Annotated in this window: 15 protein-coding genes; 13 read left to right on the top strand and 2 right to left on the bottom strand. The window is 69.1% G+C overall.

Going from position 1 to position 14,950, the window contains the following annotated elements; translation table 11 throughout:
• The first annotated feature begins 23 nt into the window (after window positions 1-23).
• The 7 genes from ACKTSN_RS14740 to ACKTSN_RS14710 all read left to right on the top strand — a co-directional run bounded on the left by ACKTSN_RS14740 (window position 24) and on the right by ACKTSN_RS14710 (window position 8,283).
• Window positions 24-1,031, top strand: coding sequence for an ABC transporter permease (locus ACKTSN_RS14740; protein WP_409469549.1), 1,008 nt, complete (start codon window positions 24-26; stop codon window positions 1,029-1,031).
• A gap of 70 nt (window positions 1,032-1,101) precedes the next feature.
• Window positions 1,102-2,898, top strand: a complete 1,797-nt coding sequence (locus ACKTSN_RS14735; RefSeq protein WP_409469548.1) for an ABC transporter substrate-binding protein — start codon at window positions 1,102-1,104, stop codon at window positions 2,896-2,898.
• Between the two features lie 110 nt (window positions 2,899-3,008).
• Window positions 3,009-4,007: an ABC transporter permease gene (locus tag ACKTSN_RS14730; protein ID WP_409469547.1), complete on the top strand. Its 999-nt coding sequence runs from the start codon at window positions 3,009-3,011 to the stop codon at window positions 4,005-4,007.
• Entirely contained in the window at window positions 4,004-5,098 is a 1,095-nt protein-coding gene (locus ACKTSN_RS14725; protein ID WP_409469546.1) for an ABC transporter ATP-binding protein, read from the top strand. Before ACKTSN_RS14730 ends, ACKTSN_RS14725 begins: the two co-directional genes overlap by 4 nt.
• Window positions 5,099-5,112: 14 nt before the next feature.
• Window positions 5,113-6,669, top strand: a complete 1,557-nt coding sequence (locus ACKTSN_RS14720; protein ID WP_409469545.1) for an ABC transporter ATP-binding protein — start codon at window positions 5,113-5,115, stop codon at window positions 6,667-6,669.
• Between the two features lie 65 nt (window positions 6,670-6,734).
• The gene (locus tag ACKTSN_RS14715) at window positions 6,735-7,412 is read left to right on the top strand and encodes a trimeric intracellular cation channel family protein (protein ID WP_409469544.1); all 678 of its coding nucleotides are present in this window, start codon (window positions 6,735-6,737) and stop codon (window positions 7,410-7,412) included.
• A 25-nt stretch (window positions 7,413-7,437) separates the two neighbouring features.
• Window positions 7,438-8,283 carry a thioesterase family protein gene (locus ACKTSN_RS14710; RefSeq protein WP_409469543.1) on the top strand — a complete coding sequence of 282 codons (846 nt, stop codon included), beginning with the start codon at window positions 7,438-7,440 and terminating at the stop codon, window positions 8,281-8,283.
• A gap of 23 nt (window positions 8,284-8,306) precedes the next feature.
• Here ACKTSN_RS14710 and ACKTSN_RS14705 read toward each other — a convergent pair whose 3' ends face one another.
• Window positions 8,307-8,933, bottom strand: coding sequence for a TetR family transcriptional regulator (locus tag ACKTSN_RS14705; protein ID WP_409469542.1), 627 nt, complete (start codon window positions 8,931-8,933; stop codon window positions 8,307-8,309).
• Window positions 8,934-9,078: 145 nt separating this feature from the next.
• Here ACKTSN_RS14705 and ACKTSN_RS14700 point away from each other — a divergent pair, with 145 nt between their 5' ends.
• From ACKTSN_RS14700 to ACKTSN_RS14690, 3 genes are all read left to right on the top strand, one after another.
• On the top strand, window positions 9,079-9,246 hold the full coding sequence (locus ACKTSN_RS14700) for a hypothetical protein (RefSeq protein ID WP_224734295.1): 168 nt from the start codon (window positions 9,079-9,081) through the stop codon (window positions 9,244-9,246).
• 43 nt (window positions 9,247-9,289) lie between these two features.
• Complete coding sequence (locus ACKTSN_RS14695; protein WP_409469541.1) at window positions 9,290-9,556, top strand: DUF4190 domain-containing protein; 267 nt, start codon at window positions 9,290-9,292, stop codon at window positions 9,554-9,556.
• A gap of 120 nt (window positions 9,557-9,676) precedes the next feature.
• Window positions 9,677-10,840: a cysteine desulfurase family protein gene (locus ACKTSN_RS14690; protein WP_409469540.1), complete on the top strand. Its 1,164-nt coding sequence runs from the start codon at window positions 9,677-9,679 to the stop codon at window positions 10,838-10,840.
• A gap of 13 nt (window positions 10,841-10,853) precedes the next feature.
• Here ACKTSN_RS14690 and ACKTSN_RS14685 read toward each other — a convergent pair whose 3' ends face one another.
• Entirely contained in the window at window positions 10,854-11,522 is a 669-nt protein-coding gene (locus ACKTSN_RS14685) for an N-acetylmuramoyl-L-alanine amidase (protein ID WP_409469539.1), read from the bottom strand.
• A gap of 60 nt (window positions 11,523-11,582) precedes the next feature.
• Here ACKTSN_RS14685 and mnmA point away from each other — a divergent pair, with 60 nt between their 5' ends.
• The 3 genes from mnmA (at window position 11,583) to ACKTSN_RS14670 (ending at window position 14,933) form a co-directional block, all read left to right on the top strand.
• Window positions 11,583-12,719: a tRNA 2-thiouridine(34) synthase MnmA gene (mnmA, locus tag ACKTSN_RS14680; protein ID WP_409469538.1), complete on the top strand. Its 1,137-nt coding sequence runs from the start codon at window positions 11,583-11,585 to the stop codon at window positions 12,717-12,719.
• A 109-nt stretch (window positions 12,720-12,828) separates the two neighbouring features.
• Window positions 12,829-14,112: an AAA family ATPase gene (locus tag ACKTSN_RS14675; RefSeq protein ID WP_409469537.1), complete on the top strand. Its 1,284-nt coding sequence runs from the start codon at window positions 12,829-12,831 to the stop codon at window positions 14,110-14,112.
• Entirely contained in the window at window positions 14,109-14,933 is an 825-nt protein-coding gene (locus tag ACKTSN_RS14670) for an RloB family protein (protein WP_409469536.1), read from the top strand. The genes ACKTSN_RS14675 and ACKTSN_RS14670 overlap by 4 nt, the downstream gene beginning before the upstream one ends.
• Window positions 14,934-14,950 lie beyond the last annotated feature (17 nt).

The raw sequence follows: 14,950 nt of genomic DNA, 5'->3' as shown, positions 1-14,950 counted from the left end.
CGGTTGAGAGGGGTCCCTGCCAGATGACGGCACCATTGCACGAGCCGACCGCGGAAGCGGCCCCGAGTGCGGCCGAGGAAGCGGCGCTGGTCAGCGGCGACGCGAAGGCCGTACAGGGCCGTTCCTTGGGGCGGATCGCCTGGGAGCGCCTCAAACGCGACAAACTGGCCCTCACGGGCGGCATCGTGGTGCTTCTCCTCATCCTGGTCGCCGTGCTGGCACCGGTCATCACCGGACTGGTCGGGCAGGACCCCGAGGCCCACCACGAGGACCTGATCGACCCGCTCTTCGGCACCCCCATCGGCTCCTTCGGCGGCATCAGCGGCGAGCACCTGCTCGGCGTCGAACCGGTCAGCGGCCGCGACATCTTCGCCCGGATCGTCTACGGCGCCCAGATCTCGCTGCTCGTCGGCTTCCTGTCCGCCGTCGTCGCCGTCGTTCTCGGCACCGTGCTGGGCATCCTCGCCGGCTTCTTCGGCGGCTGGGTCGACTCCGCCATCAGCCGGGTGATGGACGGACTGCTGGCCTTCCCGCAGCTGCTGTTCATCATCGCGCTGGTCTCCGTCATGCCGAACGAGATGCTGGGACTGACCGGCACGGGCGTGCGTCTGTTCGTGATGATCCTGGTCATCGGCTTCTTCGGCTGGCCCTACATCGGACGCGTGGTGCGCGGCCAGACGCTCTCGCTGCGTGAGCGCGAGTACGTCGAGGCGGCCCGATCGCTGGGCGCCGGGCAGCTGTACATCCTCTTCAAGGAGCTGCTGCCCAACCTGGTCGCACCGATCATCGTCTACACGACGATGATGATCCCCACCAACATCCTCACCGAGGCGGCACTCAGCTTCCTGGGCGTGGGCGTCAAGCCGCCCACGGCCTCGTGGGGGCAGATGCTCTCGAACGCGATCGACTACTACGAATCGGACCCCATGTACATGGTGGTCCCCGGCGTGGCGATCTTCCTCACCGTTCTTGCCTTCAACCTCTTCGGCGACGGCGTGCGTGACGCGCTGGACCCGAAGGGCTCCCGCTGAACTGCCGTACCCCAAGCGACCCGTGGCCCAAAGCACGGGGTCTCTCATCTAATCCGGAGGATCCGAGATCGTGACTACCCAACGCACCTCAGGGCGGCGCAAGCAGGCCATGGCCGCTGCCGCCGTGGTCGCCGCGCTGCTGACCACGGCGGCGTGCGGCGGCGGCAACGGCGGCAGCGACGGTGGCTCGAAGGACGGCGCGGCCGGTTTCGACGCCGCCAACAACAAGGTCGCCCAGGCCAACCTGGCCAAGAAGGGCGGCACGCTGAAGTTCGCGGGTGCCCAGGACGCCGACTCGTGGGACACCACGCGCGGCTACTACGGCTTCATGTGGAACTTCTCCCGCTACTACGCCCGCCAGCTCGTCACGAACAAGGCCGAGCCGGGCAAGGCCGGCGCCGAGCTGGCGCCCGACCTCGCCACCGGGCTCGCCGAGGTCTCCGACGACGGCAAGACCTACAAGTACACCCTGCGTGACGACGTGACGTGGGAGGACGGCAAGCCGATCACCTCCAAGGACGTCAAGTACGGCATCGAGCGCGTCTGGGCGCAGGACGTGCTGGCCGGCGGTCCGGTGTACCTGAAGGACGTCCTCGACCCCAAGGGCAAGTACCAGGGCCCGTACAAGGACAAGTCCAAGGACAAGCTCGGTCTGAAGGCCATCGAGACGCCCGACGACAAGACCATCATCTTCAAGCTGCCGAAGGCCAACTCGGACTTCGAGGAGATGCTGGCCCTGGTCTCCGCCTCGCCGGTGCGCCAGGACAAGGACACCAAGTCCAAGTACGGCCTGCACCCGTTCTCCTCCGGCCCGTACAAGTTCGAGTCGTACGAGCCCGGCAAGTCCCTGAAGCTGGTCCGCAACGAGAACTGGAAGCAGTCCTCCGACCCGATCCGCAAGGCCTACCCGGACGCGATCACGGTCAACTTCTTCTCCAACGCCAATGACATGGACCAGCGCCTGATCAACGGCGACTACCACCTGGACATCAACCAGACCGGCATGTCGCCGCAGGGCCGCACCACCGCCCTGAAGGAGCACAAGGCCAACCTGGACAACCCGGTCTCCGGCTACATCCGTTACGCGGTCTTCCCGCAGAGCGTGAAGCCGTTCGACAACGAGCACTGCCGCAAGGCCGTGATCTACGGTGCCGACCACGTCTCCCTGCAGACCGCGCGCGGCGGCCCCATCGCCGGTGGTGACATCGGCACCAACATGCTGCCGCCGTCCGTCCCGGGCTCCGAGGGCCAGAAGTACGACCCGTTCGAGCTCGCCACCGCCAACAAGAGCGGCAACGTCGCCAAGGCCAAGGAAGAGCTGAAGGCCTGCGGCAAGCCCAACGGCTTCAAGACCACCATCGCGGTCCGCAACAACAAGCCGGTCGAGGTGGCCACCGCCGAGTCCCTCCAGGCGTCGCTGAAGAAGGTCGGCATCCAGGCCGAGATCGACCAGTACGACGGCTCGCAGACCAGCGGCATCATCGGCAGCCCCTCCAACGTCAAGAAGAAGAAGTTCGGCATCATCATCATGGGCTGGGGCCCCGACTTCCCGACCGTCCAGGGCTTCGGTCTGCCGCTGTGGGACAGCAGCTACATCCTTGAGAGCGGCAACAACAACTACGCCCTGATCAAGGACAAGACGATCGACGGCCTGTTCGACGACTACGTCAACACGCTGGACGACGCCAAGAAGGCCAAGATCGCCACGGAGATCAACCACAAGGTGATGGAGGGCGGCTACTACCTGCCCTTCGTCTTCGAGAAGTTCATCAACTGGCGCTCGAGCGACCTGGCGAACGTCTACACGTCCGACGGCTACAGCGGCATGTACGACTTCGTCAACCTCGGCCTGAAGAACTCGAAGTAAACCCGGCACACCCGCCGTACGGCACGAAAGGCAGGTGAAGGCCGGCGTGGCGTGACCACGGGCCATCGGACGACCTCCGGTGGCCCGCGGTCCGCGGCGGGCCGAGAGCTGTGCTCACTTACCTCATCAGGCGGCTGTTCGCCGCCGCAGTGATGCTGGTGGTCATCATGGTGGTGGTCTTCAGCATCTTCTTCCTCGTCCCCAAATGGGTGGGCGTCGACATCGCCACGAGCTTCGTGGGCAAGCAGGCCGACCCCGCTGCCGTCGAGGCCGTGCGGACGAAGCTGGGTCTGGGCGAACCGATCTACGTTCAGGTCTGGGAGTTCTTCAAGGGCATCTTCGCGGGCCGCACCTACGCGGCCGGCGGTGACGTCACGCACTGCTCCGCGCCGTGCTTCGGCTACTCCTTCCGCAGCGAGCAGGCCATCTGGCCGGTGCTCACCGACCGCCTCCCGGTGACCCTGGGTCTGGCGCTCGGTGCCGCGCTGCTGTGGCTGGTCTTCGGTGTCGCCGCCGGTGTGCTCTCCGCGCTCAAGCGGGGCACCCTGTGGGACCGCGGCGCCATGGTCGTCGCACTGGGCGGCGTCTCCCTGCCCATCTACTTCACCGGTCTGCTGAGCCTGGCGATCTTCAGCTACGGACTCGGCTGGATCGACGGGCAGTACGTGCCGCTGGAGGAGAGCTTCTCCGGCTGGCTGGGCGGCATGATCCTGCCGTGGGTCACCCTCGCGTTCCTGTACGCGGCGATGTACGCCCGGATCACCCGCGCCACCATGCTGGAGATCCTCGGCGAGGACTACATCCGCACCGCACGCGCCAAGGGCCTGCGGGAACAGGTGGTCATCGGCAAGCACGCGATGCGCTCGACGATGACGCCGATCCTGACCATGCTCGGCATGGACCTCGGCGCCCTCATCGGCGGCGCGATCCTGACCGAGACCACGTTCAGCCTGCCCGGCCTCGGCCAGGCGGTGCTCAACGCCATCAAGACCCAGGACCTGCCCATCATCCTGGGCGTCACCCTGATCACCTCCCTCGCGGTGCTCCTGGCCAACCTCGTGGTGGACATCCTGTACGCCGTGATCGACCCCCGAGTGAGGCTCGCATGACCGAACTCAGCAAGACCGGAGCGGCCGTGGGCGAGCCCACCACCGCTGCCGCCCCGACCGCCTTCCTCGAAGTGCGCGACCTGAAGGTGCACTTCCCGACCGACGACGGCCTGGTCAAGTCCGTCGACGGGCTCAGCTTCCAGCTGGAGAAGGGCAAGACCCTCGGCATCGTGGGCGAGTCGGGCTCCGGCAAGTCGGTGACCTCGCTCGGCATCATGGGCCTGCACACCGCCGGCCAGTACGGCAAGCGCAAGGCGCAGATCTCCGGCGAGATCTGGCTGAACGGCACCGAGCTGCTGTCCGCCCCCGCCGACCAGGTGCGCCGGATGCGCGGCCGCGAGATGGCGATGATCTTCCAGGATCCGCTGTCCGCGCTGCACCCGTACTACACGATCGGCCAGCAGATCGTGGAGGCGTACCGCATCCACCACGACGTCGACAAGAAGACCGCCAAGCGGCGCGCGGTGGAGATGCTCGACCGGGTCGGCATCCCGCAGCCCGACAAGCGGGTCGACAGCTACCCGCACGAGTTCTCCGGCGGTATGCGTCAGCGCGCGATGATCGCGATGTCGCTGGTCAACAACCCCGAACTGCTCATCGCGGACGAGCCGACCACGGCCCTCGACGTGACCGTCCAGGCGCAGATCCTCGACCTGATCCGCGATCTGCAGAAGGAGTTCGGCTCCGCCGTCATCGTCATCACCCACGACCTGGGTGTCGTCGCCGAACTGGCCGACGACCTGCTGGTGATGTACGGCGGCCGCTGCGTGGAGCGCGGCCCGGCCGAGAAGGTGTTCTACGAGCCCCGCCACCCCTACACCTGGGGCCTGCTCGGCTCGATGCCGCGCCTGGACCGCGAGCAGCAGGAGCGCCTCGTCCCGGTCAAGGGCTCCCCGCCCTCCCTGATCAATCTGCCGTCCGGCTGCGCCTTCAACCCGCGCTGCCCGTACGCGGACATCCCGAAGGACGACGTCACCCGCACGGTCCGCCCCGAGCTGACCGAGGTCGGCAGCCGACACTGGGCCGCCTGCCACATGTCCCCGGAGCAGCGGGAGCGGATCTGGACCGAAGAGATTGCGCCGAAGCTGTGAGCGAGGAAAAAGCAGTGAGTAGCCCTGCGCAGAGCGACGGTGCCACGCTGACCGCGGACGCCGCCCCCGGCGAGACCCTGCTGAAGGTGACCGGGCTGCAGAAGCACTTCCCGATCCGCAAGGGCCTGCTCAAGCGGCAGGTCGGCGCGGTCCGTGCGGTGGACGGCCTCGACTTCGAGGTGCGCTCCGGTGAAACCCTCGGCGTCGTGGGCGAGTCCGGCTGCGGCAAGTCGACGATGGGCCGCCTGATCACCCGGCTCCTCGAACCGACGGCCGGCACCATCGAGTTCGGGGGCAAGGACATCACACACCTCGGCGTCGGCGGGATGCGTCCGCTGCGCCGCGATGTGCAGATGATCTTCCAGGACCCGTACTCGTCGCTGAACCCGCGCCACACCATCGGCACGATCGTCGGCGCCCCCTTCCGGCTGCAGGGCGTCACGCCCGAGGGCGGCATCAAGAAGGAGGTCCAGCGGCTGCTGTCGGTGGTCGGTCTCAACCCCGAGCACTACAACCGCTATCCGCACGAGTTCTCCGGCGGCCAGCGTCAGCGCATCGGCATCGCCCGCGCGCTGGCCCTGAATCCGAAGCTGGTCGTGGCCGACGAGCCGGTCTCCGCGCTGGACGTGTCGATCCAGGCGCAGGTCGTGAACCTGCTGGACGACCTCCAGCAGGAACTGGGCCTGACGTACGTGATCATCGCGCACGACCTGTCGGTCGTCCGGCACGTCTCCGACCGGATCGCGGTGATGTACCTCGGCAAGATCGTCGAGCTCGCCGACCGGGACAAGCTGTACCGGTCGCCGATGCACCCGTACACCAAGGCCCTGCTCTCGGCGGTGCCGATCCCGGACCCCTCCCGCAAGTCGGCCAAGAGCGAGCGCATCCTGCTCAAGGGCGACGTGCCCTCGCCGATCTCCCCGCCGAGCGGCTGCCGCTTCCACACCCGGTGCTGGAAGGCGACGGAGATCTGCAAGACCACCGAGCCGCCGCTGCTCGAGCTGCGCCCCGGCCAGCAGGTGGCCTGCCACCACCCGGAGAACTTCGAGGACCAGGCCCCGCAGGACACGGTGCTGCTCACCGCGGCCAAGGAGGCGGCGGAGCTGGTGGCGGACGAGGTGCTCGCGGAGTCGGCGGAGACGAGCGCGGCCGTGGCGAAGGCGGTGGCCGCGGAGTCGGCGGGGTCGGATTCCGGGGAGCCGGCGGACTCGGCCGCGGCGGGCTCGTCGGGTTCGGATGCGGCGGACTCGGCCGCGGCGGGCTCGTCGGGTTCGGATGCGGCGGACTCGGCCGCGGCGGGCTCGTCGGGTTCGGATGCGGCGGACTCGGCCGCGGCGGGCTCGTCGGGTTCGGATGCGGCGGACTCGGCCGCGGCGGGCTCGTCGGGTTCGGATGCGGCGGACTCGGCCGCGGCGGGCTCGTCGGGTTCGGATGCGGCGGACTCGGCCGCGGCGGGCTCGTCGGATTCGGACACCGCGGACTCGTCGGGTTCGGACTCGGACTCGGAGCCCTCGGAGGAGACCGTGACCTCCGACGGCGCCGACGAGAACCCGAAGGCGTCGGACAAGTAGCCGTGTGACGGGGCGTGCACCTTGCTTCGGCAGGTGCACGCCCCCTCGCGCGTCAGAATGTTCGGGTGCTCCAGCAACTGTTCAGCCCTTCCGTCCAGCACACGCTCGACCTGATCGGCATCTTCGTCTTCGCCATCTCCGGCGCGCTGCTGGCCGTCCGCAAGAACTTCGACGTCTTCGGCATCGCCGTCCTCGCCGAGGTCACCGCGCTGGGCGGCGGGCTGTTCCGGGACCTGGTCATCGGGGCCGTACCGCCGGCCGCGTTCACGGATCTGGGGTACTTCGTCACCCCGCTGTTCGCCGCGCTCCTCGTCGTCTTCCTGCACCCGCAGGTGGAACGCATCCAGACCGGCGTGAACGTCTTCGACGCGGCCGGCCTCGGCCTGTTCTGCGTCGCGGGCACGACGAAGGCGTACGAGTACGGACTCGGCCTGCACGCCTCCGCGGCCCTCGGCCTCGCCACCGCCGTCGGGGGCGGTGTGCTGCGGGACGTCCTCGCCAACGAGGTGCCGTCGCTGCTGCGCTGGGACCGCGATCTGTACGCCGTGCCCGCGATGGTCGGCGCCACGATGGTGGCGCTCTGTATCCGCTTCGACGCCCTGACCCCGCTGACCAGCGGAATCGCGGCCGTGATGGCCTTCGTGCTGCGGCTGCTGGCGATGCGGTACCACTGGCGGGCGCCGCGTGCGTGGAACCGGCGGTCGACGGTGCGTGAGGAGGAACCCTCAAAAGCTACCGCTTAGTAATTTTCTGTTGTACCGTACCGGCATGGCTCAGGCATCCCAGGCGACCATCGGCAACAGCGAGTTCGACCGAGACACCGCTGTCACCCGGCGCGCGGAGGGCGTCTACGACATCGACCTCTCGGCCGACTGGACGATCATCAACGCCGTCAACGGGGGCTATCTGCTGGCCGTCCTGGGCCGCGCCCTCGCCGACGCCCTGCCGCACCCGGACCCGTTCACCATCTCCGCGCACTACCTGACCGCCTCCCGGCCGGGCCCCGCGGTCGTCCGCACGCATGTCGTGCGCACCGGCCGGACCCTGTCGACGGGCCAGGCGTCCCTCTTCCAGTACGACGAGCAGGGTGGCGAGGTCGAACGGATCCGCGTCCTCGCCTCGTACGGCGACCTCGAGACGCTCCCCGACGACGTCCGTACGACCGCGAAGCCGCCCGCCATCCCGCCGATGGACCAGTGCTTCGGGCCCGAGGACGGACCCGCCCCGGTCCCCGGCAGTTCGGCCATCACCGACCGCCTGATGCTCAAGCTCGACCCCTCGACCCTGGGCTGGGCCCTCGGCTCGCCGTCCGGCAAGGGCGAGATGCGGGCCTGGTTCGGGCTGAAGGACGGCCGGGACGCCGACCCCTTCTCGCTGCTTCTGGCGGTGGACGCCCTGCCGCCCACCGCCTTCGAACTCGGTATCTCCGGCTGGGTGCCGACGGTCGAACTGACCGTGCACATACGGTGCCGACCGGCGCCGGGCCCCCTCCGGGTGTCCATCACCACCCGCAACCTCGCCGGCGGTTTCCTCGAGGAGGACGCCGAGGTGTGGGACAGCGAGGACCGGCTGGTCGCCCAGTCCCGACAGTTGGCGCGGGTCCGGCTCGGCTGACCGCGTCCGCGGGGTCCTGTCCGTCAGTCCAGCCAGTGTGCGCGGCCGATGCTGATCAGCCGCAGCCGGCGGGCGGCGAGCCGGGTGACGCGCTGCCGTTCCTCCTCGGGGCCCTCCAGGGCCTCGAGGAAGAGCGAGGCCGCGATGAGCATCTGGTCGACGTACAGGCCCGCGAGCATCAGCAGATCGTCGTCGCTCCAGCCCTCGGCCATGGGGTCGGTGACCAGCGCCGCCTTCACCTCCTCGGTGAACCGGGCCAGTTCGTTCTGGATGGCCTCCCGCACCGGCCGGACCCCGCCGTGCTGCTCACGGGCGATGAAACGGACGTGGGAGGGGTACGCGTCCACGTGACGGGCGATCAACTCCACGGCGCGCCTGATGCGTTCGTCGCTGTCGCCCGCCGTGGACACGATCGTGCGGATCATCGGGTGCAGACTGCCCAGTGCCTCCTCCACCAGCGCCACGCCGAGGTCCTCGGTGGAGCGGAAGTGCCGGTAGAAGGCGGTCGGGGCGACCCCGACGGCACGGGTGACCTCGCGCAGGCCCAGGCTGCTCAGGCTCTGGCCCTCCAGCAGCTCCAACGCCGCATCCAGCAGTGCCTGTCGGGTCTTCTGCTTCTGCGCCTGCCGCAGGCCGAGGGTGTGACTCATGCCATGCAGTTAACAACTGTTCTCTGGAATTTAAAAGTCATGGGGCGCGCTAGACTGGGAAGTCAGTGAACAATTGTAACTACAACCGTTCACCGAGCCTTCGGGTCAGAAGCCGCCCGAAGGCATCCGGAGGGGATACCGACCCATGCTGTTCCTCGTCGCCGCACTCCTGCTGCTCGGCCTGGTCATGGGCACCGTCGCCCACGCACCGCTCACCTTCACCGTCGTCGCGGCCATCGTGATCGCCGGCTGGCTCGGCATCTTCGCGCTCCGCGAGCGCCACGGCCGCCGCCGCGCCGCCCGGACGAACTGACCGCCGTCCATCCGACCGATCCGCTCGTCGGGAGCTGACCACCATGCACCTCACCGCACCGGCCACGCGCCGCACCGGAATCCGGGACACCGACGGCATGGCCGTCGCGTCCTTCGTCCTCGGCCTCCTGGGCCTGCTCGTCCTGAACGTCTTCCTCGGCCCGATCGCCATCGTCCTGGCCGCCGTGGCCCTCGCGCGGGGCACCAACCGCCGGGGCCGGGCCTGGCTGGGTCTCGGGCTGGGCGCCGCCGACCTCGTCGTACTCGCCGCGTTCATGCAGGCGGACAACACGATTTCGTGGAGCTTCTGATCCAGGCCCGGTCGTCGGATTCCCGCCTGCCCGGTGGTGACAGGGCCTGGCCGCGACGGCCGGAACTGATCGTGGGCGGCGAGGGGCAGGCCGGGAAGGGGCCGTAGAATCGGCCTCACCATGGCTTATCTCGACCACGCCGCGACCACCCCGATGCTTCCGGAGGCGGCAGAGGCGCTGACCGCCCACCTCGGCATCACGGGCAACGCCTCGTCCCTCCACGCATCCGGCCGTGCCGCGCGGCGAACCGTCGAGGAAGCCCGCGAGACCCTCGCGGAAGCCCTCGGCGCCCGCCCCAGCGAGGTCGTCTTCACCTCCGGCGGAACGGAGGCCGACAACCTCGCCGTCAAGGGCCTGTACTGGGCCCGCCACGACGCCGACCCGGCCCGCACCCGGGTCCTGGCCAGCCCCGTGGAACATCACGCCGTCCTCGACACCGTCCACTGGCTCGGCGAACACGAGGGCGCCAGCGTCGAGTACCTCCCGGTCGACTCCTACGGCCGGGTCCACCCGGACGCCCTCCGTGAGGCCATCGCCCGCAACCCCGACGATGTCGCCCTGGCCACCGTCATGTGGGCCAACAACGAGATCGGCACCGTCCTGCCGGTGGCCGAACTCGCCGCGACCGCCGCCGAGTTCGGCGTACCGCTGCACGCCGACGCGGTCCAGGCCGTCGGCCAGCTGCCGGTCGACTTCGCCGCCTCCGGGCTCGCCGCGATGACCGTTTCCGGCCACAAGATCGGCGGCCCGTACGGCATCGGCGCGCTCATCCTCGGCCGGGAGTACACCCCCGTACCCGTCCTGCACGGCGGCGGCCAGGAACGCCACGTCCGCTCCGGCACCCTCGACGTCCCCGCGATCGCCTCCTTCGCGGTCGCCGGCAAGCACGCCGCCGAACACCGCGAGCGCTTCGCCCGCGAGATCGGTGCCCTGCGCGACGACCTGATCGACGCGGTCCGTACGGCGGTGCCGGACGCGATCCTGGGAGGGGACCCGGTGGACCGCCTCCCGGCCAACGCCCACTTCACCTTCCCCGGCTGCGAGGGCGACTCCCTGCTGCTGCTCCTGGACGCCCAGGGCATCGAGTGCTCCACCGGCTCCGCCTGCACCGCGGGCGTCGCCCAGCCCAGCCACGTCCTGCTCGCCACCGGCACCGACCCGGACCTGGCCCGCGGCACCCTCCGCTTCTCCCTCGGCCACACGTCGACGTCGGCCGATGTCGAGGCGGTCGCCAAGGCCATCGGCCCGGCGGTGGAACGCGCCCGTGCGGCGGGGCTGACCTAGGGCAGACCTAGACCTAGGCCGGCGTCGCCGTCGTAGCCGCCTGCCGTACGAGCTTCATGTACCGGTCCCAGTCCCAGTGCTCGCCGGGATCCGTGTGGTCCGTCCCCGGCACCTCCACGTGGCCGATGATGTGCTCGCGGTCGACGGGTATGGCGTAGCGCCGGCATATCTGCGCCGTCAGACGGGCGGACGCGGCGTACATCGCGTCCGTGAGGTCCTGGGGGCGGTCGACGAAGCCCTCGTGCTCGATGCCGACGCTGCGTTCGTTGTAGCCCCGGTTGCCCGCGTGATAGGCGACGTCCAGCTCGCGGATCATCTGCGTGACGTGGCCGTCCTTGCGGACGATGTAGTGGGACGCGGCGCCGTGGCCCGGGTCCTGGAAGACCCTCACCGCGCTGTCGAAGCTGCCCTGGGTGACATGGATGATCACCATGTCGATCGTGTAGTCGTCCGGCCGGTCCGCCCGCCGCCAGTTCGCCGACGAGGCCGCCACCCAGCGCGCACCCCGGTAGTCGACGGCGCCCGCCACCCGCGGCTTCTCCACCCCGGGCACCTGCCACCACAGGCGCGACAGCTCGTCGCGCGTCAGCACGGCCCCGGTGCCGACCGCGGCCGCGGCCCCACCGAGGATCAGTGACCGTCGCCCGATTCGCCGGCCGGAGCCGCCCTTCTTCTCTTCCATGTGAGCGAGAACGGATACTCGCGGGCTCCGGTTCCCGCGCCCCCGTACCCTGGAAGCGTTATGACTGACACCCCGCAGCGCCCCCGCCCCCTCCGCGTCCTCGCCGCCATGTCCGGTGGCGTCGACTCCGCCGTAGCCGCCGCCCGCGCGGCCGAGGCGGGCCACGACGTGACCGGCGTCCACCTCGCGCTCTCCGCGAACCCGCAGTCCTTCCGCACCGGCGCGCGGGGCTGTTGCACGATCGAGGACTCCCGCGACGCCCGCCGCGCCGCGGACGTCATCGGCATCCCGTTCTACATCTGGGATCTCGCCGACCGCTTCCGCGAGGACGTCGTCGAGGACTTCGTCGCCGAGTACGAGGCGGGCCGCACGCCGAACCCCTGCCTGCGCTGCAACGAGAAGATCAAGTTCGCCGCGCTCCTGGACAAGGCGCTCGCCCTCGGCTTCGACGCGGTGTGCACCGGTCACTACGCGAAGGTCGTGCTGAACGAGGACGGCACGCGCGAGCTGCACCGCGCCTCCGACATGGCCAAGGACCAGTCGTACGTCCTCGGAGTCCTGGACGAGAAGCAGCTGGCGCACGCGATGTTCCCGCTCGGCGACACGGTGACGACGAAGGACGAGATCCGCGCGGAGGCCGAGCGCCGCGGCCTCGCCGTCGCCAAGAAGCCCGACTCGCACGACATCTGCTTCATCGCCGACGGCGACACCCAGGGCTTCCTCGCCAACCGCCTCGGCAAGGCCGAGGGCGACATCGTCGACGAGTCCGGCACCCGCGTGGGCACCCACGAGGGGGCGTACGGCTTCACCATCGGCCAGCGCAAGGGCCTGCGCATCGGCACCCCCGCCCCCGACGGCAAGCCGCGCTACGTCCTCGACATCTCCCCGGTGACCAACACGGTGACGGTCGGCCCCGCGTCCTCCCTCGACGTGAGCGGACTGCGAGCGATCAATCCACGCTGGTGCGGCACCGCCCCCACCGGCCCCGGCACTTACACCGCACAGCTCCGCGCCCACGGCGGCGAGACCGAGGTCACCGCCGAGCTGATCGACGACGCCCTGGAGGTGTCGTTCACGGAGCCGGTCCGCGGGGTGGCCCCCGGCCAGGCGATCGTGCTGTACGACGGGACGCGTGTGGTGGGGTCGGCGACGATCGCGTCTACGGTGCGGGCCACGGCCGGGGTCAACGTCGGCTGACGGTCCTCTGGCCACGTTCTGGCATTCGTCATAAGCTGCTTGATGCGGGTTACCCGCACCAAGTGGCGTGAAGTGACGAACTCGTTCAGCGATCGAACAGGAGGCCCCCATGCTGCTCAGCTTCCGGGTGGCCAACCACAGGTCGATCCGCGACGAGGTCGAGCTGTCGCTGGTGGCGACCGAGTTCAATGAGAGAACCGGCCGTGACACCGGTGTGCGTTCACAAGGGAAGCAGCTGGAGATACTGCCCACGGTCGGCGTCTTCGGCGCCAATGCCTCCGGCAAGTCGAACCTGCTGTTGGCGATGCATTTCATGCGCAAGGCTGTCCGCGAGTCCTTCGCCGACTGGAGCAAGGAGCCGGGCGTACCGCGCGAGCCCTTCGCCCTCGACCCGAGTGCGCGGGACGACACCAGCCTCTTCGAGGTGGATCTACTGCTCCCCACCCGAGGCGAGCGTGTCCGCTATACGTATGGCTTCGAGCTGTCCGACGAGCGGGTGGAAGCCGAATGGCTGCATGCCTACCCCAGCGGGCGCCGTCAGGTGTGGTTCGACCGGGAAGCCGGACGACCCGACTCCGAAGGCGGCGAGTTCCGCATCCCCCGCATGGGACTGCGCGGCGCCCAGGAGACCTACACCAACTTCACCCGGCCGAACTCCCTCTTCCTGACTGTGGCCGCCGCGATGAACCATCCGCAGCTCTCCGCGGTTCACCGATGGTTCCTCGACAACTTCTGGCTCGTGGGCGACGACGTGGCGGCCCGCACTCACTGGACGAGAGACCTGATCAACGAGGCTCATCTCACCGATGGTGACCTGCGTGAGCGCTTCGTCACCCTGCTGCGTTCGGCGGATCTCGGCATCACCGACCTTTCCGTCGACCCAGACACCGGAGATCCGCAACTCCTGCACCGTTCGGCCGCCGGCAGGGACCTACCGTTGGACTTCTGGAATCAGGAGTCACTCGGCACCCACGCCTGGTTCGCCTTCCTCGGCCCATTGCTGAACGTCCTCAAGAGCGGCGGCACGCTCTTGGTCGACGAGCTCGATTCCAGCCTGCACCCCCTGCTCGCGGCGGAGGTCATCCGCATTTTCCAGGACGATGAGGCCAATCCACGTACGGCCCAACTGGTCTTCACAACTCACGATGCGACCCTGCTGGGCCCCACCGTCGCCGAGCGTCCTCTCGACCGGGACCAGGTGTGGATCACCCTGAAGAACAGCACCGGGGAAACCGAGCTCTACCCGCTCACCGCCGCCCGCAAGGTCCGCAACGACGAGAATCTCGTACGGCGCTATCTGCAAGGCGGCTACGGTGGCGTGCCCCGCCTGACCAACGGTGAGGTGGCGCGGCAGCTGGCTCTGCTCGAAGAGGGGCTGAAGGCGACAGCGTGAGCGGTAACAGAGGACAGGGCGAGCGCCGCAAACGCCGCGACCGCCCGGGCGGGGGCTCGGTACGCCGTCCCCTCTCCGCCTACCGGGACCCCTCCCAGCGACTGGTCTACGTGGCCACCGAGGGCGCCAAGACCGAGCGCGACTACATCATCCTCCTCAATCATGCCTATGGCGAGGAGAAGAAGTTCCACCTGCACTTCTGCAAGCACCACGACAACAACGGGCTGCGCCCAGTCGAAGTGGTCGAGCGTGTCCTTGCCGACGCCGACCGGCACGAGGAGAAGTGGGCGCTCTTCGACCGGGACTCGGGTGACAAGACCCCCGAGGAAATCCGGGAGGCCATGCACCTGGCGGCGAAGCACGGCGTGCACGTGGCCCTCTCCCATCCCTCCTTCGAACTGTGGCTGCTCCTCCACTTCAAACAGCACACGAGCCCGGAGAACGGCATGAGCACCACCGTCCTCGGGCGGCTGCGCAGCCACCCGGAGGCCGACGGCTTCGCGGACTACGACACGCAGTCCGGCGACCGGGGCAAAGGGCTGGGAGGCCCGCGCGGGCGCTCGCTGCTCGGCCGAGAGCGGACTGCCGTACGAAACGCACGGAAGCTGGTGGCGCTGTGCCCACACCCGTCCGGCGGCTGCTCGGCCAAGGGCCTGACGGTCGAGAGAATTCCCGGACCGAGGAGCGAGACGAAGGAGACCTACGAGGAGTGGAACCGCCGCACCGGCCACGCGGCCACCTGCGACCCGGTTCGGCGTGATCCCTCGGCCGATGTGTGGCGTCTCCTGGTCAGTCTCGGGATCGGGACGGACGAAACGTAGCGACCGGACGAACGGAT

The sequence above is a fragment of the Streptomyces flavusporus genome, assembly GCF_046267975.1.
In the GTDB taxonomy this organism is placed as follows: domain Bacteria; phylum Actinomycetota; class Actinomycetes; order Streptomycetales; family Streptomycetaceae; genus Streptomyces; species Streptomyces flavusporus.
The sequence above is the reverse complement of the archived record's forward strand: the minus strand, read 5'-3'. Positions and strand labels throughout refer to the sequence as shown.